This is a genomic window from Pseudomonas sp. DR208, assembly GCF_019823005.1.
Lineage (GTDB): Bacteria > Pseudomonadota > Gammaproteobacteria > Pseudomonadales > Pseudomonadaceae > Aquipseudomonas > Aquipseudomonas extremorientalis.
Map to the genome: position 1 here is coordinate 121,363 of NZ_CP081944.1, position 23,407 is coordinate 144,769.

A 23,407-nucleotide genomic window follows, 5' to 3' on the forward strand; every position below is an offset into this window, starting at 1 on the left:
CTCCCATGACTTCAATCACAGACACCTCAGATTCGCCACTACTGCCACGCTTTTATTCCACCGCCACCCTGATCACTCAGTTGTCCACTGGCCCTGCGTTTAGGGAGGTGGCCGCCGCCTTGCTGCGACGTGAGCTCAAAGCGCGCTACCCCCAATTGGATATAGACCCCAATAGCACGATGGTTGGCACGCCGGTGTGGGACGTCGTCGGTGATCAAGTCGTGGCCAAGCCTCCCCAGTACCAGGCACTCGCCGACGTCCTGGCCAAACAGGCCGTACTCGGCGTACCGACGATCTATATCGAGGGGGAACACTTTCTCACCCGGCTGCCAATCGTTGAGCCAGCGGTGCACCTGCAGGTACGCATCGAAGAAATCGCCAACATTATCAATTTGCTGGCGCCAGTGATGATCACAGGCTTCCAGGAGCAACAGGCAGAATACTGGAACATGTCCGAGAACGGTTCAGCGCCCCATTGGCAGCAACTGTCCAGCGCCCTTCGCAGCTTTTGGAATGTCGAGACGGTGGACGGTTGGACGCATGAGGATTGCGTCATGGCGCGCAGCCTGTATGCCGCCCCGGATCCGGATGTCCGCAAACGCAATGATCCCTATGCGTCCCGTGCCTGTCTGGTGGACATTTTTCTGATCGACGACGACGGCAAAGCCACCCACCTCAATGACAGCCTGATCGCCGTACTGGTCGGCAGACAAAACGGCCAAGAGGTGCTGCTGACCTATTCGCCAGGGCACGGCTATGAAAAATTCAACTCGATCGAGGCCTTGGGAGCCGCGTTGGAGAATTACCTGCCAGACCGTGCGCTGGGCAAGAAAATCGATTGGCGCCTGTTCGAGCCCGACGGCAACTTTTTCGACCAGCAAGCCTGCATCTTGATCTCCATTCAAATCGACGCCATCGGCGCCATCCGCTTTACGGACACGACGCAACAGCTGCCCGGCTCCGTCACGGCCCCTGCCGGCAATGGCCAGCCCCGGCGCTCCCCTGGCCTCGACTGGTTCAGGGACGCCTTGCCCGATTGGCTCAGCGAGGCTTCCAGCCCGGAACAGGACGCCTATGGCCGCCACCTCAAAGACCTGGCAGCACTGCATAGCCTGAACGGGGGCCACGCCTACGACGACGGCATTGCCCCCATCGAGCAATACGCACTCGATGCGCTGAAAGCGCAGATGAGCAAAGACCACAAAGACGCCAAGCATCTGGCCTTGGACAAGATCGACATCGTGGTCCAGAGCCCTGTCATCTGGGGTACGTTCACGGTGCCCGGACAAACCGTGACCACCACGTTCAGCCTGGCGCAACTGGCCCTGCAAAACCTGATCGCCCTGCCGTTGGGCAACAAGACCCTACGCAGAAGCAACGGCGGCACAATTCCCGAGTGGCTCACCGTCGGCTACCTGGAAACCCTGATTACCCGCATCGACATCGGCAGCGCCTACCCGGCGTTGATCAAAAGCAAACTGCTGGATGACCCGATAGAGTCGTCGCGACGTGAGAAGCTCTACACCAGCCATCTACGCATTCAGCTACCGCTGTTGGCGCTGCACTACAAACTCAATCAAAAAGGGGGCATCGACGAACGCGGATACCGTTATGTGACGGCCGTGATGCAGGACAACGCAGCGGATCGCACAGTGGAGGGCAATACTATCGTCATACGGCCGTTGGCCTTTCTGACGAAAAACGGCAACGGCAAACCGAACACCGTCGCGAACATGTTTGTGATCGGTCCCGCCGATCTGCATGCCGGGCCCTGCTTACTTTACCGTCCACTGCTCGACGAGCCCCTGAGCCAATACCCATCTCCCGCCAATCTGATCTACGCGATCCAGCAATCCCCGAGCCTGCGCGAATCGGTGCTCGCCTGGTTGCCGGATAGCGTGCGCACGGATTACAGCCGGTATGTGTTTCCAGGCACCTTACCGTCGCCCTGGTCGGTGGTGGATTTCCTGGTAGAACCGGCCAAAGTGCTGAGCCTGAGCGGCCCGCTGCTGCTGGGCGAGGAAACCCTCAATGGCGATAGGCTCGCCACCCTGTTCAAGGCCAACGCCAATGCACTGGTGACATTGGCCGATCGTCAGTCGGTCTCCAACGCGGATGCGCGCTGGGCTACCTTGGAGCGCACCGGCTGGCTGATATTCAACGCAGCCTTGCCGTTCCTCGGGCGCACGGCCGGGGTGGCGGCATGGATCTGGCAAATAATGGACCAACTGCAAGAAGTGGTCGACGCCGAAGAAGACCCACAACACCGCTCACGCTGGGGCGCCATCACTGACCTGCTGCTCAACCTGGGCATGGCCGTCACGCTGCACAGCGTGACCCGACAATCCAAACCATCGCGGCCCATCGCCCAGCAACCCATCCCGATCAAGCCAGCGCCGGAAAAAAGACCGGCGACCACGATTCGCAAGATCCCAGATGTCAAAATTTCTGAGATCCCTTCGGATCGCTCACAACCGTTGCACACCAGCGGCGCCACCCATCGTGGTGGATCACACCTGGCCGCGCTCCTGGACAGCTACAAAGTCGAAAAGCCCAGCAACCTTGGCGCGCCGATCAGCGAACGCGGCCCAAACCAGCATCTCTATAAGCTCGCCGACAAACTCTATGCGCCCGTGGGCAATCGTTGGTATCAAGTGATCGTTGATGAAAGTGGCAACGTCATCATCGTCGACTCGAAACAATTGTCCCGCCTCGGCCCTTTGCTGGTCAGCAATCGCCAAGGTAACTGGTTTATCGACACACGCCTGCGCCTGCGTGGTGGGGGACCCACATTGAAGACACGGATAGCCAAGGCCCTGGCCGAAGAGCGTGCTCAACGCCTGCGTCGCCAACTGAGTGACTTCGAAAAAACCAAGAAAGACGCCCAGGCCGAGCTGCAAAAAGCTTATGAGGCCATGACTCAGGGCACTGCCGACACCGCAGAGACACGCCGACAAAACTACTTGCAGACCTTGGTCGCTCAACGCGACAACTACGAAACCGTGCTGCAACAGCTCAAGCAGCTGAATGTCTTCGCGCCGTCAGCGGACTACGCCACCAAAGCCATCTCCTACGTCAAGGTGCAGATTGAATTCACTTACGCGGGCATCCGCGAGGCTCTCACCCGCTTTGCCCCGATGATGCGCAAGGTACTGGACCAACTCCATAGCCCAACGAGCCAACGGCCCTTTGACGACGCGCGCCAGATGATCGACCTGACCCAGGACATGCTCGACCGCCTTGACTACATGAACACCCGCTTCGATGAACTCAGGCAACTGTCCAAGGAAGGCTTCACGTTGATCCGCGACACTAAAAGCACATTGCCGCATTACCCCCGCGAACACCTCACGGCCCTGCAGGTCACCCTCACTCGCCACCTGTGCCTGGCGGAGGATACGCTGGCCTCCGCCCCAGAGGCCTGGTCAACCATCGACTCGATCGTCGACACCGCCGATATCGCCATTCAATGCCTGACCGATACGTTGAAAGAGCGCAGCGAGTCGCGCCTCGACGAACGTATCGGCACACTGGGCAGCCTGGTCGGCCAGTTCCAGGTCATCGGGGAACGCCTGAGTGACTTTGCCGAACGCTATACAGCGCATACGCAACCGACTCGGATACAGGGTCTGCGCGACCAGCTCAAGGCGTTCAGCCGGGAGGCCACACAGAACCTGGCGCTGTTGAGTGTCGAAAGAGATGCCCTCAGGCTGCGTCCTATCCCGCCACCGTTGCCACCACGGCCAAACAGCCAATTCATCCGCACGCGCTACGAGGGTATCCGCATCGGCGAACCGCGCCTGTCGCCCACCGGGGAGCAAACCGACCTGGTGGATATCCGCTCGCCGATCACCCAAAAGATCATTGCCACCTATCATCAGAAATCCCCGGGGGTGTGGGTTGAGCGCGTCCAGACGTCGACAGAGCCGGCAGCTACCCTCGATATTCAGGCCGCCGTCCGCGAAGGCCAGGCCTTGCTGGACACGCTGCCTGAGTTCCTGCGCCAGGCAGATGTCCGGGCCAACCAGGAGGAGCGCACAACCTTAGGCATCGAAAACCTCTATCACCAGCAAGCCTTGCGCCTGGAACGCGCCAGCGAAGCCATCGACCAGGCCTTGACCCAAGGAAACATCACCGAAAACGTCAATCAACCGGCCAGTGCCGTCAACAAAGCGCTCGATACGGCTATTGCTCAGCTATACCGACGCAGCCGCGAACACCTGCTCAGGCTGCACAAGACGCAGGCACCAACGATCGAGAATGTCGAGTGGCTGCTCAATCACAATGAAATCAAGATCAAGAAGACAATCACCCGACGCAAACTCAAAAGTCCCCGGCCCGACTACCTCGATGAGTACAGCATCGTCGAACGCAGCTCCGGCAAGCCGCTGTGGTATGCGCACTTCCACTACAGCGCCTCCTGGACACCGGCCAAGTACTACATCGCCGCACGTTTGAAAACCCCGGCCGAGCAGCTCAAGGGACTGGCCGCCGACACCACCGTAGGCCTGAGCGAAGCCCAAAGGATTGACTACTACCTCAGCGAGATCAGCCTGAAGCAGGCCGACCGACTGTTTTTCGAAAAGAAGGAGGCCTGAGTCGACGCCTTCTGCCTCTATTTATCTACCGTCCGGGTCACTCCTCCTGTCACTACCGTGCGCGCTTAGTCAACGACCTGCCACGCTGCGCGCAGGCGCTGCAATGCCAGGGCGATGGCGTGCTCGGGTACCGCAGCAAATCCCAGCACGAGGCCGGCGCGCTGGTTCACTGGCGTGCTCGACTGTGCCAGCCAGTAACTGCTCAAACCGTTGACCTCGACCTCTACGGCCCGTGCCTGCGCAAGCAGTCGCTGTTCCCGAGCCAGGCTGGCGACCCGTACGGTCAGGTGCAGCCCTGCGCTGACAGGGGGTAACTCACCCACACCCGCCAGCCCCTTTGGCCAGCCGGCCAACAAAGCATTGCGCCGACTCAACGCAGCACGGCGCATGCGCCGGATATGCCGCTGGAAATGCCCCGCAGCCATGAACTCGGCCATTACCGCCTGGGTGCTGACTTCGGAGTGGCGCATGTCGACAGCACGGCGCCGGGCGAACGCCTCCACCAGGGCCGGCGGCAACACCAGGTAGCCCAGGCGCAACGCCGGAAAAGCCACCTTGCCGAAGGTGCCGACATAGAGCACGCGCCCACTGCGATCCAGCGCGGCCAGGGGCGACAACGGTGCACCGCTGTAGCGGTACTCGCCGTCGTAGTCGTCCTCGATGATCCAACCGCCCGTTCGCTCGGCCCAGGCCAGCAGTTCCAGGCGGCGCGCCAGGCTCATGACCACACCCAGCGGATACTGGTGGGAAGGCGTGACGTAAGCCACCCGACAATCCTCCAGGGTATTGAGCACTTGGCAATCAATACCCTCGCCATCCACCGGCACGCCATGCAATTTCCCGCCCGCCAGGGCGAACGCATGCCCGGCCGCGCGATAGCCGGGGTTTTCCACCGCCACGCCGTCCCCAGGCTCCACGAGCAACTGTGCACAAAGGCTGATTGCCTGCTGCGCGCCGCTGGTGATCACTATTTGTTCAGCCGTGCACTGCATGCCTCGTGAGCTGCGCAAGTAGGCGGCAATCAGGCCCCGCAGGCGGCCGTGGCCTGCGGGGTCGCCGTAGCAGAGCAGCTCCAGGTCCGGCTTGCGCCAGAAGGCCCCGTTCAGCTTGGCCCAGACCTCGAACGGGAACAGATCGAAGGCTGGCACACCCACGCGAAATGCCCGTGGCGGCCCCGCTGGCGGCAGAGACAGGTGATTGGTTTTGATCCGTGCCAAGCCCACGCTGTGGGTAACTTCACTGTCCAGGACTTCGGGCAAATCTGCCCATTTTGTGGATAAGTCTGGGGATAAGGCTGTTGAAAACCCTGTGGATACTTTTGTGGATAGTTTTTTGGCGGTGGGCAATTGGGCGACATAGGTGCCATCGCCAACCCGGCTTTCAATAAACCCCTCCGCATACAACTGATCGTAGGCGCGTACCACGCTGTTGCGGGAAATCGACAACGCCGTCGCCAGGTCACGGGTGGCGGGAAGACGCGTCCCGCTGACCAACCGACCGTCCAGCACCCGCTGGCGCAGGGCGTCATACAGCTGGCGCGTCAGGCCTTGGCGGCGATCCAGTTCAATACCAGCGGGGTTGAACGACAGGGGCGGCGAGACAGGCGACATATTGGACCTATGAAATGGGTGCCAGATGGCTCTTTCAACGAGCCATTAGCCTGCCTAGGATGCAGGCATTCGCCAAGGAATTTTTCCATGTACACACCCCGCGCCTTTGCCCTCGACGATTTGCCCGAACTGCAGCAACTGATCCAGCACACCCGCCTGGCGCAGCTGGTGACCTTTGGCGAGCAAGGCCTGCAAGCCAGTCACTTGCCCTTGCTGCTCAACCCGGATGAAGGCCCCAACGGCATGCTTTACGGGCACCTGGCCAAAGCCAATCCGCAGTGGAAAGACCTGCAGAACGGCAGCGAAGCGCTGGTGATCTTTGCCGGTGCCGAGGCCTACATCAGCCCGGCGTTCTACCCGGCCAAGGCCGAGCACGGCAAAGTCGTGCCTACCTGGAACTACATCGCCGTGCACGCTTATGGCAAAGCCGAGGTATTCAACGATGCCGAGCGCTTGCTCGCGGTGGTCACTGCGCTGACCGATCGCCATGAAGGCGGCCGCGCCCAGCCCTGGAAGGTCAGCGACGCTCCGGCCGATTACATCGACGGCATGCTCAAGGCCATCGTCGGCTTCGCCCTGCCGATCGAACGCCTGATCGGTAAACGCAAACTCAGCCAGAACCGCAGCGCGGCCGACATGGCCGGCGTTCGTGCTGGCCTGGCAACCAGCGCCGATGTGCGCGACCAGACCCTCGCCCGCTTTATTCCCCCCCAAGGAGCCCCAGAATGAGCCCGATCGATATCCGCCAGGTCACCGCCGCCGACCACGCTGCCTGGCTTCCGCTGTGGCAGGCGTACTTGAAGTTCTATGAAACCGAACTACCGGACGCGGTCAGCCAAAGCACCTGGCAACGCTTGATCGACGCCAGCGAACCGACCCACTCGGCCCTGGCCTGGCAGGACGGCAAGGCGGTGGGCATGGTGAACTTCATCTACCATCGCTCCAATTGGAGCATCGAGAATTCCTGCTACCTTCAGGACTTGCTGGTGGACCCGGCCCAACGTGGCACCGGCGTCGGTCGCAAGCTGATCGAGTTCGTCTACGCCACCGCCAAGGCCGATGGCTGCGCCAAGGTGCACTGGCTGACCCACGAAACCAATGCCACCGCGATCCAACTCTACGAACGCATCGCCGAACGCCCTGGGTTCATCCAATTTCGCAAAGGTCTTTAAGGAGCGCAGCATGACTACTTCCCTCGCCGACTGGAAAGGCGCACCGGCCCCTACCGTCACACTGCTTGAAGGGCGCTTCATCCGCCTGGAAAAACTCGACCCTGCACGCCATGGCGACGAATTGTTCCAGGCCCTCCAGGGCCCCGGTGCCGACCCCAAGCTGTGGGACTACTTGCCATACGGCCCCTTCCCAGAGCGCAGCGCCTTCAATGACTGGCTCAACAACCACGCGTCCCACAGCGACCCGTACTTCTTCTGCGTGGTCGACCGCCAGACCGGCCAGGTACAGGGCCTTCTCAGCCTGATGTCCATCGTCCCCGCACAGGGCCGCATCGAAATCGGCCATGTCACCTTCGGCGCGCCGATGCAGCGTTCGCCGAAAAGCACCGAAGCGGTGTACTTGCTGGCCAAATACGCGTTCGAACAGGGCTACCGCCGCCTGGAATGGAAGTGCAACAACGCCAACGCCCGCTCCAAGTACGCGGCCGAGCGGTTGGGCTTCAGCTTTGAAGGAGTGTTCCGCCAGCACATGGTGGTCAAGGGCAGGAACCGCGATACCGCGTGGTACTCGATCATCGACGCAGAATGGTCGGCAATCCAGGCCGGTTTCGAGGAGTGGCTGTCGGAGGCTAACCAGACCGGTTCAGGGCAGGTGAAAGGCCTGGCGGACTGTCGCCGCCAGGCGCGCTGAGGCTTAGCCCAACTGCCGGGCCAGCACTGCAATGTGCTCCGGCCCGATCCCGCAGCACCCCCCCAGGTGGCTGGCACCCCGTGCTTGCCAGTCGGCAGCCCAGCGCAGGTAGCCTGGCGGGTCGAGATCCTCGCGCAGCGGGTCCAGGCCATCATTGGCGGTGGCCTCCTTGGGTTGCGGCGGGAACGCGTTGGCATAGGCGCCGACCTGGATCGTCACCCCGAGGCGTTCGAACGTCTGGCAGGACGCGTCGATAGCCGCGCCGATCACTTCGGGCTGGCTGCAATTGAACAGCAGCACTTGCGCGCCCAGTTGCGCAGCCGCTTCTGCCGCTTCAGCCACCGGTTCGCCGGAACGCAGGCGGGGAATCTCGTCAGTGTCTTCATCCTTGAGGGTAAACGACAGCCAGAACGGCTTACCGTCCTTGGGCAGGCCGGCGTGGATGGCACGTGCCTCCGCAATCGAACTCTGGGTTTCCGCCAGCCACAGGTCGACATGGGGCGACAGGCCTTGCACCAGTGGGGTCAGCAATTCAGACACGCGCTGCGGTTCGAACAGGTCAGGGCGGTACGAACCAAACAACGGCGGCAGCGAACCGGCGACCAATACGGTTTTGCCCGAGGCCTCTACGGCACGGCGCGCCAATTCCCCGGCGAGTGCGGCCAACGCCTGGCCCTCTGCGGCAAAGCGCGCTTCTCCGATGTGAAACGGCACCACGGCATAGCTGTTGCTGGTGATGACGGTCGCACCGCTCTGGATATACGCCGCGTGTACCGCTTCCACCGCCTGCGGTGCTTCACTCAGTGCCAGTGCTGACCACTCCGGCTGCCGGAACGGCGCGCCCCGGCGTTGCAGTTCACGGCCCATGCCGCCATCAAGGATTACTGTGCGTGCCTTACCCATATGCCTTTTACTCATAAGCTTATGAAAATAACTCACTATGAGAGCCGTTCTTATAACTATTTAATACGCAGCATTCGGTTATTAACAACCTCTTTTTTATTCAGGTGTCGATTGTGAAACTAAAACCGCTGCTGGCTCTGGCCCTGACGATGTTGGCCACGTCGACTCAAGCCTTCGCAGGCACGACACTGGACCGGGTCGAGCAAAAAAAGGAACTGGTCGGCGTGTTGATGGAAAGCTACCCGCCGTTCTCGTTTCTTAACGAGCAGAACCAACTCGACGGTTTCGACGTGGATGTCGCCAAGGCGGTTGCGCAAAAACTGGGGGTGAAGCTGCGCCTGGAAACACCTTCCTGGGACGTAATCGCCGCAGGCCGCTGGAGCGGGCGCTACGACATCTGCATCTGCTCCATGACGCCGAGCAAAGCCCGCGCCGAGGTGTTCGATTTCCCGGTGCAATACTACGCATCGCCTGCCGTGATTGTGGTCAACGCCAAGGATGACCGTATTCACGGCGCCAGGGACCTGAGCGGCAAGAAAGTCGGCCTCACCAGCGCCTCCAGCTATGAAAGCTATCTGAACAAGAATCTGGTGATCGAAGGCGCCGAAGATACCCACCTGCAGTACCCTTTCGACAACGTGCAGATCGCTCCATACGACACCGACAACGTAGCGTTCCAGGACCTGGGCCTGGGCGCCGGCGTGCGCCTGGATGCGATCCTCACCAATCTGGTCACTGCCCAACCGCGCCTGGACCAGGACAAGCGCTTCAAGCTCGCCGGCGATGCGCTGTATGCCGAACCCAACTCGGTGGCCATCGAAAAAGGCGACCCACAGTGGGACAGCAAGGTGCGTGAGGTCTTCGCCCAACTGAAACAGGACGGTACCCTGAGCAAGCTGTCGCAAAAATGGATCGGCGCCGATATCAGCCAATGACTGCATTCCCCACACCTCCCAAGCCACCGGTGAACACACGGCGCCTCATGGGATTCCGGACTCGGCTTTACTTGACCTGGGCGACGTTGTTCTGCCTGTTCGCCAGCTTTTTCCTGAGCTTTGACCTGAAGTTCTCGATCATTCTCGACAAACTGCCCAACCTGATCGGCGTACACCTGGCCCCCAACGGCTTCCTGCAAGGGGCGGCACTCACCGTATTCCTGTGCCTGTGCTCGATGGTGGCCTCGTCGCTGCTGGGCTTTGTCACAGCGCTGGGGCGGCTGTCGAACAGCGCCGTGGCTTTCGGCGTCGCCAGTTTCTACGCTTCGTTCTTTCGCGGCACACCCTTGCTGATCCAGATCCTGCTGATCTACCTGGGCCTGCCGCAATTGGGTGTGGTGCCTGGTGCAATCGTTGCCGGGATCATCGCGCTCTCGCTGAACTATGGGGCCTACCTGAGTGAGATCTTCCGTGCGGGTATCCTCGGCGTACCCCAGGGCCAGCGGGAAGCTGCCCTGGCCCTGGGCATGCGCGACAGCGCGATCTTCTGGCACGTCACCCTGCCCCAGGCCATGCGCACCATCATCCCGCCAGCCACCAACCAGTTCATCTCCATGCTCAAGGACTCGTCGCTGATTTCAGTGATGGGGGTATGGGAAGTGATGTTTCTGGCGCAGTCCTACGGACGCTCCAGCTACCGCTATATCGAAATGCTCACCACGGCGGCGATCATCTACTGGGTGATGTCCCTGGGGCTTGAGTTGATCCAGGCGCAAATGGAGCGGCACTACGGCAAGGGGTATGCGCGCAAGGGGTAAGTTCTTAATCTCCCGCCAGTAAAGACAACTCCCGCAAACCAGGAGTCGATGGCCTGACAGTTATCACCCCACCATCTCGCTAAATTCCCGGCCTCATTCATCAGAGGTTGGGATTTCATGCCTTTTACACCGCACAGAGTTGCCCTTGTCATTGCCCTTGCGCTCAGCGCCACCAGCCTTCAATCCGCACAGGCGCAAGGCGATATCGAATACACGCCGTACTGGTATCAGCCCTACGATGCGCTGGATGCCGACTGGTTCTACACACCCGAACCCAAAGCGCTGCCCCTGGACGGTTATCTCACCCGCAAGGCCACCTCGCACAATGGCTTGCAAGTGGCAAAAGTGCTGGAGCCCGCATTGATTCGTTTGCTGAAGTCCGGAGAGCTGACTTCCGAACAAATCAAAGCCCTGGATAAATTCGGTGACGCGCTGGAGAAACAGCCTGGCGGAATCGGTGCCAGCCTTGAGCAATTGGCTGGCAGCCAGAACGCCAACCTCGCGGGTGCAACGCAAAACACCACACAACACATCGGCAGCCAATTGCTCTCGAACCTACGCACACTGCCCGCCGACGACGAGGGACACTTCTGGGTTCAAGGCCTGGGCCACGACGGCCGCCTCGACACACAAGGCGGGAGCGCCGGCTTGAAATACAGCACCGAAGGCCTGCTGTTGGGCGCCGACTGGGCGCTGGATCACGCCTGGCGCGTGGGTATCATGGGCGCAAAATCCACCAGTCATTTCGACACCCCACGCTTCGCCTCCGAGTTGGACAGTTGGCACCTGGGTGGTTATGCCGTGCGCCAGGACGGCCCGTTGGCCCTGCGCCTGGGCGCGATCTACAGCGACCATGCGGGGCAGAACAAACGTAACGTCAACCTGCTGGATTACAAGGAGCAACTCAGGGGCCAATACAACGCCCAGAGCCAGACCCTGTTTTCCGAACTGGGCTATCAACTGGGCAGCGCGGATCTCAGCGTGGAGCCCTTCGCCGGCCTCGGCTTCCAGCGCTACCACCGTGACGGCTTCAAGGAAACCGGTGGCCTGAGCGCGCTGAACGTTGGCGCACAAACCCAGCAGAACCTGAGCAGCACCGTGGGCCTTCGCCTGGCAACGGTGTATCGATTCGATAACCAGGTCAGCCTCACACCTCATCTCAGCACCGGCTGGAAACACCTCTACGGCGAGGTCGACAGCCAGGTGCGCCAGTCCTACCGCGCATTGCCAGGGCGGGTTGACGGCTTCACGGTCCAGGGCACTTCGCTGGATCGCAATAGCCTGGATCTGCAAGCCGGGCTGGACCTGGCCCTGTCGACACAACACACCGTCGGCTTGACCTACAGCGCCCAGGCCGGTACCAACAGCCGTAACCAAGGCCTGATGGGACAATGGAAGATGAGCTTCTGACCCACCAAATTTCAGGCAAAAAAAAGGGGGCACCTGCCCCCCCGAGGATTAAGCGGTAGTGTCGAAGGCTGTTTTCAGCCTTCGATTTCAATCAGGATTTCGCCAGGGTTGACCCGGTCGCCTTTGGCCACATGAACGGCGGTCACCTTGCCGGCAATCGCGGCCTGTACTTCGGTTTCCATCTTCATGGCTTCGGTAATCAGCACGGCCTGGCCAGCTTTGACCACATCGCCTTCCTTGACCAGCACGTCGACGATATTGCCCGGCATCGCCGTGCTGACATGGCCCGGCGCGGTAGCATGCTTGCGGTTGCTGCTGCCACCGCTGACGAACTCGTTGAGCGGCTCGAACACCACTTCTTCCGGCATGCCATCGATGGACAGGTAAAAGTGGCGCTTGCCCTCGGCCTTGACGCCGACACCAGTAATGTCCACGCGATAGCTTTCACCGTGCACGTCGATGACGAACTCAGTCGGGACGCCTTCGCCACCGGCACGCGCCACGCCGCCCGCTTCCGGGATCGGCAGCAGCACTTCCGGCGCCAGGGTGCCTGCGTCGCGTTCTTCGAGGAACTTGCGCCCGATGTCCGGGAACATCGCGTAGGTCAGCACGTCTTCTTCGGACTTGGCCAACGCGCCGATCTCACCACGCAGCTTGGTCATTTCCGGCTTGAGCAGGTCGGCCGGGCGTACGTCAATCACCTCTTCGCTGCCGATGGCCTGGCGCCGCAGTTTCTCGTTCACGGTGCCCGGCGCCTTGCCGTAGCCGCCTTGCAGGTAGAGCTTCACTTCGTTGGTGATGGTCTTGTAGCGCTCGCCAGCCAGCACGTTGAAGAACGCCTGGGTGCCGACGATCTGCGAGGTCGGGGTGACCAGCGGCGGGAAGCCGAGGTCTTCACGCACGCGCGGGATCTCGGCCAGCACTTCGCTCATGCGGTTGAGGGCGCCCTGCTCTTTCAACTGGTTGGCCAGGTTGGAAATCATCCCGCCCGGCACCTGGTTGACTTGCACACGGGTGTCGACAGCGGTGAATTCGCTTTCGAACTGGTGGTATTTCTTGCGCACGGCGTAGAAGTACAGGCCGATCTCTTGCAGCAGTTCCAGGCTCAGGCCGGTGTCGAACTCGCTGCCTTTAAGAGCGGCGACCATCGACTCGGTGCCCGGGTGGCTGGTGCCCCAGGCGAAGCTGGAGATGGCGGTGTCGATATGGTCCGCACCGTTTTCAATCGCCTTGAGTTGGCACATCGCGGCCAAACCAGCAGTGTCATGCGAGTGGATAAAGATCGGCAGGCTCTGCTCGGCCTTCAACGCCTTGACCAGCTCACCCGTGGCATATGGGGTCAACAGACCAGCCATGTCCTTGATCGCGATGGAGTCGCACCCCATGGATTCCAGTTGCTTGGCCTGGGCCACGAAGGCTTCGACGGTGTGCACCGGGCTGGTGGTGTAGGCGATGGTGCCCTGGGCATGCTTGCCGGCGGCCTTCACCGCTTCGATGGCCACGCGCAGGTTACGCACGTCGTTCATGGCGTCGAAAATGCGGAATACGTCGATGCCATTTACGGCGGCCTTGGCGACGAAGGCTTTGACCACGTCGTCGCTGTAGTGGCGGTAGCCCAGCAGGTTCTGGCCGCGCAGCAGCATTTGCAGGCGGGTGTTGGGCAATGCGGCGCGCAGTTTGCGCAGGCGCTCCCACGGGTCTTCCTTGAGGAAGCGCACGCAGGCGTCGAAGGTCGCGCCGCCCCAGACTTCCAGGGACCAGTAGCCGACTTTGTCGAGCTTGTCGCAGATCGGCAGCATGTCGTCGGTGCGCATGCGGGTCGCCAGCAACGATTGGTGGGCGTCGCGCAGGATGGTGTCGGTGACAAAGATTTTCTTGGACATTGTTGTATTCCTCACAGGCCTGCGTGGGCGGCGATGGCGGCGGCGATGGCCAGGGCCAGCTCTTCGGGTTTGCGCTTGATCGAGTAGTTGGTCAGCTCGGGGTGGCTTTCCACGAAACTGGTGTTGAACTGGCCGCTGCGGAATTCCGGGTTGCGCAGGATTTCCTGGTAGTAAGCGGCGGTGGTCTTCACGCCTTGCAGGCGCATGTCATCCAGGGCACGCAGGCCGCGGTCCATGGCTTCTTCCCAGGTCAACGCCCACACCACCAGTTTCAGGCACATGGAGTCGTAGAACGGCGGGATGGTGTAGCCGGTGTAGATCGCCGTATCGGTACGCACGCCGGGACCGCCGGGCGCGTAGTAACGGGTGATCTTGCCGAAGCTGGGCAGGAAGTTGTTTTTCGGGTCTTCAGCGTTGATACGGAACTGCAACGCGAAACCACGGTGCTGGATGTCTTCCTGTTTCACCGACAGCGGCAGGCCGGAGGCGATGCGGATCTGTTCACGAACGATGTCGATCCCGGTGATTTCTTCGGTGATGGTGTGTTCCACCTGCACCCGGGTGTTCATCTCCATGAAATACACCTCGCCCTCGGCGAGCAGGAACTCCACGGTGCCGGCGTTCTCGTAGCCCACGGCCTTGGCGGCGCGCACCGACAGGTCGCCGATGTAGGCGCGCTGTTCAGGGGTCAGTTGCGGGCTTGGGGCGATTTCGATGAGCTTCTGGTTACGGCGCTGGATCGAGCAATCACGCTCGAACAGGTGCACCACGTTGCCGAAACTGTCACCGAGGATCTGCGCCTCGATGTGCTTGGGATTGACGATGCACTTTTCCAGGAACACTTCCGCCGAACCGAAGGCCTTGGTGGCTTCGGAGATCACACGGGGGAAGGCTTGTTCAAGTTCTTCGCGGCTGTTGCAGCGACGGATACCACGACCACCACCACCGGAGGTGGCCTTGAGCATCACCGGGTAACCAATGCGGTCGCCTTCGGTGAGTGCCTCGTGGATATCCGCGACGTTGCCTTCGGTACCCGGCGTGACCGGCACACCGGCCTTGATCATGCTGCGGCGCGCTTCGGTCTTGTCGCCCATGCGGCGAATCACTTCAGCCGATGGACCAATGAACTTGATGCCGCGTTCAGCGCAGATGTCCGCCAGTTCGGCGTTTTCAGACAGGAAGCCATAGCCGGGGTGCAGCGCATCGCAGCCGGTTTCCACCGCCAGGTTCACCAGCTTGCGCGGGTTCAGGTAGCCGGCCAGGGGCTCGGCACCAATGCTGTGGGCTTCGTCGGCACGCTTGACGTGCAACGCGTGGCGGTCGGCATCGGAGTAGACCGCGACCGAGCGAATGCCCATCTCGGCGCAGGCACGCACGATTCGTACGGCAATTTCACCACGGTTGGCGATCAGGATCTTTTTTATCACTTGGAAATTCCCTTGAGCCGATTGCTGCGTTCTTCGACCCGCTGGAGCCGGGTCGGCGCGTGACCAAATGTTTCATGACAGTCGCGAGACACACACTAAGCCCGCCAAGGGATTAACAAAAATCAATAATTATTGGGTTGGGCATAAGTAAAGACTTATAGTCACCCGGACAGCTTGCGGCGAGAGCACTAAAAAATGCGTAAGTCACTGATGAGACTGACATTGCGTCAATTGCAGATCTTCCATGAGGTGTGCGATTTGCGTTCCTACAGTCGTGCGGCCGAGGAAATGTCCCTCACGCAACCGGCCGTCAGCCTGCAAATTCGCCAGTTGGAAGAGCTGATCGGCCAGCCGCTGTTCGATTACGTGGGCAAAAAGCTCTACATGACCGAGGCCGCCGAAGCCTTGCAGCGCGCCAGCCGCGACATCTTCGGGCGTCTGGAAAACCTCGATATGCAGCTCTCGGACATGCAGGGCTCGTTGCAGGGCCAGTTGAAACTGGCGATTGAGTCCAGCGCCAAGTACTTCGTGCCGCACCTCTTCGCCGCCTTCAAGCGCCAGCATCCGGAAGTGCAGTTGCAGTTGACGGTGGTGAACCGCGCCCAGGTGATTCGCCGGCTTTCGGACAACCGTGACGACTTGGTGATCATGTCCATGGTGCCCCAGGACATGGGCCTGGAATTCCTGCCGTTCCTCAACAACCCGATTGTCGCCGTGGCGCCGCCCGACCATCCCTTGAGCCTGCAAGGCCCGCTGCGCCTGCAGGACCTGGAACCCTACACCCTGCTGCTGCGCGAAGCGGGCTCCGGCACGCGACTGGCCTGCGAGGAGTACTTCAAGGAAAAACGCGTGCACTTCACCCAGACCGTGGAAGTAGCCTCGGCCGAGGCGCAGCGTGAATGTGTTTGTGCGGGATTGGGCGTGGCCCTGTTGACGCGTCATGCGGTCAACATGGAGCTGGCCACCGGCGGGCTCCGGGAGCTGCCGGTGGAAGAGCTGCCACTGTACCGCAGTTGGTGCCTGGTGCAGGCCAAGGCCAAGCGCCTGTCACCAGTGGCCCATGCGTTCCTGGGCTTTATCCGCAGCGAGAGGGTGCAGATCAGCGTACTGGCTGAGCGTTTCGCTGGGCTGCCGCGGGTGCCTGCCAGTGGAGTTCAGGGTAGTCGCTGATGCTCTGGAGCAACTGGCGCTCCTCACAGCGGTCTTCGATTGCGCGACGGAACGCCATGCGGCGCTGGTCTTCCTGCTGACGACGGGTTTTGACGGAGCTGTTGCTGTCTTCGTAAGTCCGGGCCATTTGGAGTCTCCCAATGCGAGTACGGGGAGTTCAGGATGGCCCTGGGCGATGACGCAGCGATGACAGCCTGATGAAGATTCTGGGTTTGCAGGAGATCCAAATGTGGGAGGGGGCAAGCCCCCTCCCACATTTTGCTCTGTGTACCGCTTTAGTCATCGAGGGCTTTGACGGACTTGGGCGACAGACGCAGGCTGCGCAAACTGCGCTTGACGCTCTTGAGGTGGTTGACCAGGCTCGGCCCACGCGCCATGGCCACGCCCATCGCCAATACATCGATCACCACCAGGTGGGCGATACGCGAGGTCAGCGGGGTATAGATCTCGGTGTCTTCATGCACATCGATCGCCAGGTTGACCGTGGACAGTTCCGCCAACGGCGTCTGGCTCGGGCACAGGGTGATCAACGATGCACCGCTTTCACGCACCAGGTTGGCAGTGATCAGCAGGTCCTTGGAGCGGCCCGACTGGGAAATGCAGATGGCGACGTCAGTAGGTTTCAGGGTCACCGCCGACATGGCCTGCATGTGCGGGTCACTGTAGGCCGCAGCGGTCAGCAGCAAGCGGAAGAACTTGTGCTGGGCATCGGCGGCCACCGCGCCTGAAGCACCGAAGCCATAGAACTCCACACGCTGGGCCTGGGACATGGCCGTCACGGCCTTTTGCAACTCCACCGGGTCGAGCTTCTCGCGCACTTCCATGAGCGTGTGCAAGGTGGTGTCGAAGATTTTCAGGCTGTAGTCGGCGACGGAATCGTCTTCATGGATCGCGAACTGCCCGAAGCTGGCACCGGCGGCCAGGCTCTGGGCCAGCTTGAGTTTCAAGTCCTGGAACCCGGAACAACCGATGGCGCGGCAGAATCGCACGATGGTCGGTTCGCTGATACCCACGCTATGGGCCAGGTCGGCCATCGAACTGTGCATCACAGCCGCAGGGTCAAGCAGCACGTGATCGGCAACCTTGAGTTCCGATTTGCGTAACAGGTGGCGCGACTGGGCGATATGTTGCAACAGGTTCAAAGGGCAGGACTCTTGTTATGGGCAGGGCCAGGGATGTAGCAAGCTTGTAGTTATACTACAAGAATTGCCCTTTTGCCCGTCCGACGCATCACTAAATCGCCCTGCCCCCCTTTGAATCTAAGGGCGGCCGCGTTGTAGCCACAGGGGCGCCCCCGGCGTCGTTAAGGAAATTCTGCATTTTTCCGTAACAAATCTGCCAACCCATCGGCCTGCATCGGCCGACTGATCAAATAGCCCTGCACTTCGTCACAATGCTCACCCCGCAGGAAATCCAGCTGCTGCTGATCTTCCACACCCTCGGCCACCACCTTCAGCGCCAGCCCGTGGGCCATGGCGATGATTGCCCGAGTGATGGCCGCGTCTTCGCGTCCCTGGCCAAGGCCGCGAATGAAGGTCTGGTCGATCTTCACGTAGTCCACGGGAATGCGCTTGAGGTAGCTGAGGGACGAATACCCGGTGCCGAAGTCATCGATGGCCAGCTTCACGCCCAGGTCACGCAGTTGCTGGAAGGTGGCGATGATGTGTTCGACGCTGTCGAGCAGTTGGCTTTCGGTCAGCTCCAGCTCGAGGTATTGCGGGTCCAGGCCGGTTTCTTCGAGCACCTGGCGCACCAGGCTGACCAGCTTGCCCTGGCGCAACTGGTGCACCGAGAGGTTGACCGATACCCGGATCGGCGCCAGCCCCTGGCGCTGCCATTCACAGGCTTGCCAGCAGGCTTCGCGCAGTATGAATTCGCCCAGCGGTACGATAAGGCCGGTCTCTTCGGCCAGGCCGATAAACTCCCCCGGCGGCACCATGCCCCACTGCGGATGGTCCCAACGGATCAGCGCTTCGGCAGCATTGAGCTTGCCAGTGGCCAAGCACAGTTTCGGTTGATAGAACACCGTGAGCTGACGCTCTTCGATGGCCTTGCGCAGGTGGTTTTCCAGCTGCAAGCGCTCCAGGGTGCTGGCTTGCAGGCTGTCGGTGTAGAACTGGAAGTTGTTGCCGCCCAGGTGTTTGGCGTGTTGCATGGCCATGTTCGATTGGCTGACCAATGCGGAAATTTCACGCGCGTTGTCCGGCAACAGGCTAACCCCCATGGAAGCACTCACCACCAGTTCATGCCCCTCCACCGTCACCGGCACCCGCAGCTTGGCCAGCAGCCGCGTGGCGACCCGCGCCAGGCTCGACAAGTTGCCGTAGGCGTCGAACAACACGGCAAACTCATCCCCGGACAGGCGTGCAATGGTGTCGGCCTCGGGCAAGGCATTGATCAGGCGTCGCGCCATTTTTTGCAGCAACTGGTCGGCCACTTCATGGCCCAGGCTGTCATTCAACAGCTTGAAGCGATCGAGGTTGATGTGCAGCAGCGCCAGGCTACGCCCACCCTGGCGGACACGCTGGTGCGCCTCGCGCAAGCGTTCGCGGAACAGCGAGCGGTTGGCCAGGCCGGTCAGTTCGTCGTAGTGGGTGAGGTAGCGCATACGCTCTTCGGACTCACGCCGCGCCGAGAGATCGGCGAAGAAGCCTACGATATGGCTGACTTTTCCTCGAATATCCCGCACTACGTTCAACTGCAGCCACTGCGGGTAAAGCTCACCGTTCTTGCGGGTCTCCACCAATTCGCCCTGCCACGTGCCGTGGCTGAGCAACGCCTGGCGGATCACCGGGAAATGGCGGCGGGCGTCACGACTGCTGGGCAACTCCACTACATTGCGGCCAATCATGTCATCGGTTTCGAACCCCGTAACGCGGCTGAAAGCCTGGTTGACGGCGATCAGCTTGTAGTCCGGATCAAGGATCACAATGCCTTCGCTGGCGGCTTCAAATACGGTCGAGGCCAACCGCTGCTGTTCCTCCAGGGCCTTGCCGGCGCTGATATCGCGGCGCGTACCGAGCATGCGCGTGACCCGGCCGCTGGGCGCACGCTCCACGGCGCGGCCACGGTCTTCGATCCACACCCAGTGCCCGTCGCCATGGCGCACGCGGTATTCCACCTGATAGTCCTCGCTGCGGCCCTTGAGGTGTTCCACCAGGGCACGCTTGAGCAGCGGCAGGTCGTCGGGGTGCAGGCGCGGCTTGAGGTGGCTGAGCATTGCCGTGACGTACTCCGGCTCCAGGCCGAACAGCTCCTTGAGCTGGGTGTGATGGACCTCATCGGTTTGCAGGTTCCAGTCCCACAGGCCCAGTTCACTGGCTTGCAGCGCCATGGCCAGGCGTGCTTCGCTTTTATTCAAGGCCAGGCTGGCGGCGTCCAGTTCCTGGCTGCGCTGTGCGACGCGGTCTTGCAGGCCGATCTGGGCTTCGCGCAACTCCTGTTCGACCTGACGGCGCTGCTCGACTTCACGCACCAGGTCCTGATTGAGTTGCTCGCTGCGTTGCTGCGCCTGTTGCAGGTGTTCGATCAGCGCCTGGTTCTGGAAGCGGCGCAACAGCCCGCGCTGGATCAGGCGATTGACCTGCCACGCCACCAGGCTCAAGGACGCCAGCAGGATCAGGCCAAGTACACCCCAACCACGCTGCTGCGGGTCGCCGCTCCAGAACAGGTAGAAGATGGACGGCACCAGGCACGGCAAGGCAAAGGACAGGAACGCCGGCAGGCTCACGGCGTACGCCACGCTGGCCGACAAGGTCGCCGCGCCGATCAGGCCGAATACCCAGGCCTGCTGCATGAAGCTGTCACCCGGCACCAGGGCGATGGCGGCCGTTGCCAGAGTCAGGCCACTGACCGCCGAGCCGAGCAGGAACATGCGCTGCCACACCGGCTGGGCCTGGCGGCTGGGCATCGCCGAGTCGAACGCGGCCACCTGGATCACGCGCATTGCCACCAGGGCCAGCAGCCAGATCAACCAGATGCTGTCCAACAGGTATTGCTGGGGGTTCCACAGTAGCCAGGCGCAGACCAGGCCATTGACCAACATCAACAGGGTCGGCAGCAGTGAGCCTTGATACAGCAGGCGTGTGCGCTCGACCGCCATCTCCGTGGCGTAGTGTTTACGGATAACCTGCGCGGGAGCCGCCGAGGGGCCAAGCAGGTCGGTGCTAAGGGTCATAGGCAGTGTTCTTATAATGGTGAGCCCGAAACGTCGACGGAGCATACACAAGCAAGCGCTTGGGCCAAACTGCTCCATGTCATAAAAACTGCGCGGTCATGCAGCGCAAACTTCCGGGCCAGACGGCTTGAGCGAGACGCTACGCGGGCTGCGACCATCGACCGACCGGTCATCACCCCGAAGGTTTTCCGTCGACCAGCCGGCATTGGCATTTGCCCCACTTCCCCGGGGGCCATAGAATGCGCCGATGCGCGATGATCTCTCCCTTTTGCTGAACTCCCTCAACGATGCCCAACGCCAGGCTGTAGCGGCCCCCGTTGGCCGTCAGTTGGTCCTGGCCGGTGCTGGCTCCGGTAAAACCCGAGTGCTGGTGCACCGTATCGCCTGGTTGATCCAGGTCGAGAACGCGTCCCCGCATTCCATCCTGTCGGTGACCTTCACCAACAAGGCCGCTGCCGAGATGCGCCACCGCATCGAACAGCTGATGGGCATCAGCCCGGCCGGCATGTGGGTGGGCACCTTCCACGGCCTGGCGCACCGCTTGCTGCGGGCGCACTGGCAGGAAGCGGGCCTGGCCCAGACCTTCCAGATTCTGGACAGCGATGACCAGCAACGCCTGGTCAAGCGGGTGATCCGCGAGCTGGGCCTCGACGAACAACGCTGGCCGGCGCGCCAGGCGCAATGGTTCATCAATGGCCAGAAAGACGAAGGCCTGCGCCCGCAACATATCCAGGCCAGCGGCGATCTGTTCCTGGCCACCATGCGCAGCATCTATGAAGCCTATGAGGCCGCCTGCGTGCGCGCCGGGGTTATCGACTTTTCCGAGCTGCTGCTGCGCGCCCTCGACCTGTGGCGCGATAACCCAGGCCTGCTGGCGCATTACCAGAAACGCTTCCGCCATATCCTGGTGGACGAGTTCCAGGATACCAACGCCGTGCAGTACGCCTGGCTGCGCCTGCTGGCCAAAGGTGGCGACAGCCTTATGGTGGTGGGCGACGACGATCAGTCGATCTACGGCTGGCGTGGCGCGAAAATCGAGAACATCTACCAGTATTCCGAAGACTTCCCGGACGCGGTCACCATCCGCCTGGAGCAGAACTATCGCTCCACCGCCGGGATCCTCAAGGCGGCCAACGCCTTGATCGCCAACAACACCGGGCGCCTGGGCAAAGAACTGTGGACCGACGGCGGCGAAGGCGAAGCGATCAACCTGTACGCCGCTTTCAACGAACACGATGAAGCGCGCTACGTGGTGGAAACCATCGAAAGTGCGCTGAAAACCGGCCTGGCGCGCAGCGATATCGCCATTCTGTACCGTTCCAACGCCCAATCGCGGGTGTTGGAAGAAGCCTTGCTGCGCGAACGCATCCCGTACCGCATCTATGGCGGCCAACGCTTCTTCGAGCGGGCGGAAATCAAGAACGCCATGGCCTACCTGCGCTTGCTGGAAGGCCGTGGCAACGATGCGGCGCTGGAACGGGTGATCAATATCCCGGCCCGTGGCATCGGTGAAAAAACCGTCGAAGCCATTCGCGACCACGCCCGCCACGCCGATGTGTCGATGTGGGAAGCCATGCGCCTGCTCATCGCCAACAAGGGCCTGACTGGTCGTGCGGCGGGTGCGCTGGGTGTGTTTGTCGAGCTGATCGAGAACCTGGCGGCCAAGTGCGCGGAAATGCCCCTGCATTTGATGACCCAGACCGTGATCGAGCAATCCGGGCTGATCGCCTACCACGAGGCGGAAAAAGGCGAGAAAGGCCAGGCCCGGGTAGAAAACCTTGAGGAACTGGTCAGCGCCGCCCGTGCGTTCGAAAATACCGAGGAAGACGAAGAGCTGACACCGCTGGCCGCGTTCCTCGGCCATGCTTCGCTGGAAGCCGGCGATACCCAGGCCGACGAGCATGAAGACAGCATCCAGCTGATGACCTTGCACAGCGCCAAGGGCCTGGAGTTCCCTTACGTGTTCCTGGTGGGCATGGAGGAAGGCCTGTTCCCGCACAAGATGAGCCTGGAAGAACCCGGCCGCCTTGAGGAGGAACGCCGCCTGGCCTACGTGGGCATCACCCGGGCGATGCAGAACCTGGTGATGACCTACGCCGAGACCCGACGCCTGTACGGCAGCGAGACCTACAACAAGGTGTCGCGCTTCGTACGTGAAGTACCGAAGGGTCTGATCCAGGAAGTGCGCCTGTCCAACAGCGTGAGCCGCCCGTTCGGCGGGGGCCAGCAGCAGAACTCCAGCAGCATGTTTGCGGGCTCGGAGATTCCGCAGACCCAGTTCAGCCTGGGCCAGCAGGTCAGGCATTCGGTGTTCGGCGAAGGGGTGATCCTCAACTTCGAGGGTGCCGGTGCCCAGGCGCGGGTGCAGGTGAATTTCGCCGAAGGCAGCAAGTGGCTGATGATGGGTTACGCGAAGCTCGAAGCCGTTTGAAACATTTGCCTACATGAAGGTTCTTGGCCCACCCTTGTTTTTAACAAGTGCGGGCCAATATCTGTAATAAGTCCTACAGACCGTTCTGAATCGATCCTACGCAAAAGCCCGAAACATTATGCCGCTAGCCACTGTCACCACACCTGTGCAACATGGCGCGCGTGCAATCCACAAATGGGAAT

The 23,407-nt window shown here is 61.3% G+C and carries 16 protein-coding genes; 9 read left to right on the forward strand and 7 right to left on the reverse strand.

Annotation, left to right across the window (positions count from 1 at the left end; all coding sequences use genetic code 11):
- Positions 1 to 5 precede the first annotated feature (5 nt).
- Complete coding sequence (locus tag K5K89_RS00555) at positions 6 to 4,598, forward strand: dermonecrotic toxin domain-containing protein (RefSeq protein ID WP_222540670.1); 4,593 nt, start codon at positions 6 to 8, stop codon at positions 4,596 to 4,598.
- A 65-nt stretch (positions 4,599 to 4,663) separates the two neighbouring features.
- Here K5K89_RS00555 and K5K89_RS00560 read toward each other — a convergent pair whose 3' ends face one another.
- A complete protein-coding gene (locus K5K89_RS00560) occupies positions 4,664 to 6,208 on the reverse strand; it encodes a PLP-dependent aminotransferase family protein (RefSeq protein ID WP_222540671.1) in 1,545 nt (514 codons plus the stop codon).
- Positions 6,209 to 6,295: 87 nt separating this feature from the next.
- Here K5K89_RS00560 and K5K89_RS00565 point away from each other — a divergent pair, with 87 nt between their 5' ends.
- Genes K5K89_RS00565 through K5K89_RS00575 form a run of 3 tightly spaced genes read left to right on the forward strand, consistent with a single transcriptional unit; the run spans position 6,296 to position 8,071 of the window.
- Positions 6,296 to 6,937, forward strand: a complete 642-nt coding sequence (locus K5K89_RS00565) for an FMN-binding negative transcriptional regulator (RefSeq protein ID WP_222540672.1) — start codon at positions 6,296 to 6,298, stop codon at positions 6,935 to 6,937.
- Complete coding sequence (locus tag K5K89_RS00570) at positions 6,934 to 7,380, forward strand: GNAT family N-acetyltransferase (protein WP_071490838.1); 447 nt, start codon at positions 6,934 to 6,936, stop codon at positions 7,378 to 7,380. The genes K5K89_RS00565 and K5K89_RS00570 overlap by 4 nt, the downstream gene beginning before the upstream one ends.
- A 10-nt stretch (positions 7,381 to 7,390) precedes the next feature.
- Complete coding sequence (locus tag K5K89_RS00575; RefSeq protein ID WP_071490839.1) at positions 7,391 to 8,071, forward strand: GNAT family N-acetyltransferase; 681 nt, start codon at positions 7,391 to 7,393, stop codon at positions 8,069 to 8,071.
- A 3-nt stretch (positions 8,072 to 8,074) separates the two neighbouring features.
- On the opposite strand, the gene K5K89_RS00580 is transcribed toward K5K89_RS00575, so the two are convergent.
- Positions 8,075 to 8,974: a homocysteine S-methyltransferase family protein gene (locus K5K89_RS00580; RefSeq protein ID WP_222540673.1), complete on the reverse strand. Its 900-nt coding sequence runs from the start codon at positions 8,972 to 8,974 to the stop codon at positions 8,075 to 8,077.
- A 113-nt stretch (positions 8,975 to 9,087) separates the two neighbouring features.
- Between K5K89_RS00580 and K5K89_RS00585 the strand changes: the two genes are divergently transcribed.
- The 3 genes from K5K89_RS00585 (at position 9,088) to K5K89_RS00595 (ending at position 12,137) form a co-directional block, all read left to right on the forward strand.
- Entirely contained in the window at positions 9,088 to 9,909 is an 822-nt protein-coding gene (locus K5K89_RS00585; protein ID WP_071490841.1) for an ABC transporter substrate-binding protein, read from the forward strand.
- A 47-nt stretch (positions 9,910 to 9,956) separates the two neighbouring features.
- On the forward strand, positions 9,957 to 10,727 hold the full coding sequence (locus K5K89_RS00590) for an amino acid ABC transporter permease (protein ID WP_083351516.1): 771 nt from the start codon (positions 9,957 to 9,959) through the stop codon (positions 10,725 to 10,727).
- A 117-nt stretch (positions 10,728 to 10,844) separates the two neighbouring features.
- On the forward strand, positions 10,845 to 12,137 hold the full coding sequence (locus K5K89_RS00595; protein WP_222540674.1) for an autotransporter domain-containing protein: 1,293 nt from the start codon (positions 10,845 to 10,847) through the stop codon (positions 12,135 to 12,137).
- A 74-nt stretch (positions 12,138 to 12,211) separates the two neighbouring features.
- Here the strand turns inward: K5K89_RS00595 and oadA are convergent, their stop codons facing one another.
- Entirely contained in the window at positions 12,212 to 14,020 is a 1,809-nt protein-coding gene (gene oadA / locus K5K89_RS00600) for a sodium-extruding oxaloacetate decarboxylase subunit alpha (protein WP_058424313.1), read from the reverse strand.
- 11 nt (positions 14,021 to 14,031) lie between these two features.
- Positions 14,032 to 15,447, reverse strand: a complete 1,416-nt coding sequence (locus K5K89_RS00605) for an acetyl-CoA carboxylase biotin carboxylase subunit (RefSeq protein WP_003195732.1) — start codon at positions 15,445 to 15,447, stop codon at positions 14,032 to 14,034.
- A gap of 195 nt (positions 15,448 to 15,642) precedes the next feature.
- Here K5K89_RS00605 and K5K89_RS00610 point away from each other — a divergent pair, with 195 nt between their 5' ends.
- Complete coding sequence (locus K5K89_RS00610) at positions 15,643 to 16,617, forward strand: LysR family transcriptional regulator (RefSeq protein ID WP_071490844.1); 975 nt, start codon at positions 15,643 to 15,645, stop codon at positions 16,615 to 16,617.
- On the opposite strand, the gene K5K89_RS28575 is transcribed toward K5K89_RS00610, so the two are convergent.
- The 3 genes from K5K89_RS28575 to K5K89_RS00620 all read right to left on the reverse strand — a co-directional run bounded on the left by K5K89_RS28575 (position 16,547) and on the right by K5K89_RS00620 (position 20,794).
- Entirely contained in the window at positions 16,547 to 16,744 is a 198-nt protein-coding gene (locus K5K89_RS28575; protein ID WP_083351517.1) for a PA3496 family putative envelope integrity protein, read from the reverse strand. The two genes, K5K89_RS00610 and K5K89_RS28575, sit on opposite strands and share 71 nt — an antisense overlap.
- Positions 16,745 to 16,892: 148 nt before the next feature.
- Positions 16,893 to 17,759 (reverse strand): transcriptional regulator HexR, encoded by an 867-nt coding sequence (hexR, locus tag K5K89_RS00615; RefSeq protein WP_003177007.1) that lies wholly within the window; start codon positions 17,757 to 17,759, stop codon positions 16,893 to 16,895.
- Between the two features lie 161 nt (positions 17,760 to 17,920).
- Entirely contained in the window at positions 17,921 to 20,794 is a 2,874-nt protein-coding gene (locus K5K89_RS00620) for an EAL domain-containing protein (RefSeq protein ID WP_093120274.1), read from the reverse strand.
- A gap of 247 nt (positions 20,795 to 21,041) precedes the next feature.
- Here K5K89_RS00620 and uvrD point away from each other — a divergent pair, with 247 nt between their 5' ends.
- Entirely contained in the window at positions 21,042 to 23,225 is a 2,184-nt protein-coding gene (uvrD, locus tag K5K89_RS00625; RefSeq protein WP_071490846.1) for a DNA helicase II, read from the forward strand.
- Positions 23,226 to 23,407 lie beyond the last annotated feature (182 nt).

Excerpts from the sequence above, each read along its gene's own strand:
- K5K89_RS00555 (WP_222540670.1), top strand. The coding sequence starts at position 6 with ATGACTTCAATCACAGACACCTCAGATTCGCCACTACTGCCACGCTTT.
- K5K89_RS00560 (WP_222540671.1), bottom strand. The coding sequence starts at position 6,208 with ATGTCGCCTGTCTCGCCGCCCCTGTCGTTCAACCCCGCTGGTATTGAA.
- K5K89_RS00565 (WP_222540672.1), top strand. The coding sequence starts at position 6,296 with ATGTACACACCCCGCGCCTTTGCCCTCGACGATTTGCCCGAACTGCAG.
- K5K89_RS00570 (WP_071490838.1), top strand. The coding sequence starts at position 6,934 with ATGAGCCCGATCGATATCCGCCAGGTCACCGCCGCCGACCACGCTGCC.
- K5K89_RS00575 (WP_071490839.1), top strand. The coding sequence starts at position 7,391 with ATGACTACTTCCCTCGCCGACTGGAAAGGCGCACCGGCCCCTACCGTC.
- K5K89_RS00580 (WP_222540673.1), bottom strand. The coding sequence starts at position 8,974 with ATGGGTAAGGCACGCACAGTAATCCTTGATGGCGGCATGGGCCGTGAA.
- K5K89_RS00590 (WP_083351516.1), top strand. The coding sequence starts at position 9,957 with ATGGGATTCCGGACTCGGCTTTACTTGACCTGGGCGACGTTGTTCTGC.
- K5K89_RS00595 (WP_222540674.1), top strand. The coding sequence starts at position 10,845 with ATGCCTTTTACACCGCACAGAGTTGCCCTTGTCATTGCCCTTGCGCTC.
- oadA (WP_058424313.1), bottom strand. The coding sequence starts at position 14,020 with ATGTCCAAGAAAATCTTTGTCACCGACACCATCCTGCGCGACGCCCAC.
- K5K89_RS00610 (WP_071490844.1), top strand. The coding sequence starts at position 15,643 with ATGCGTAAGTCACTGATGAGACTGACATTGCGTCAATTGCAGATCTTC.
- K5K89_RS28575 (WP_083351517.1), bottom strand. The coding sequence starts at position 16,744 with ATGGCCCGGACTTACGAAGACAGCAACAGCTCCGTCAAAACCCGTCGT.
- K5K89_RS00620 (WP_093120274.1), bottom strand. The coding sequence starts at position 20,794 with ATGACCCTTAGCACCGACCTGCTTGGCCCCTCGGCGGCTCCCGCGCAG.
- uvrD (WP_071490846.1), top strand. The coding sequence starts at position 21,042 with ATGCGCGATGATCTCTCCCTTTTGCTGAACTCCCTCAACGATGCCCAA.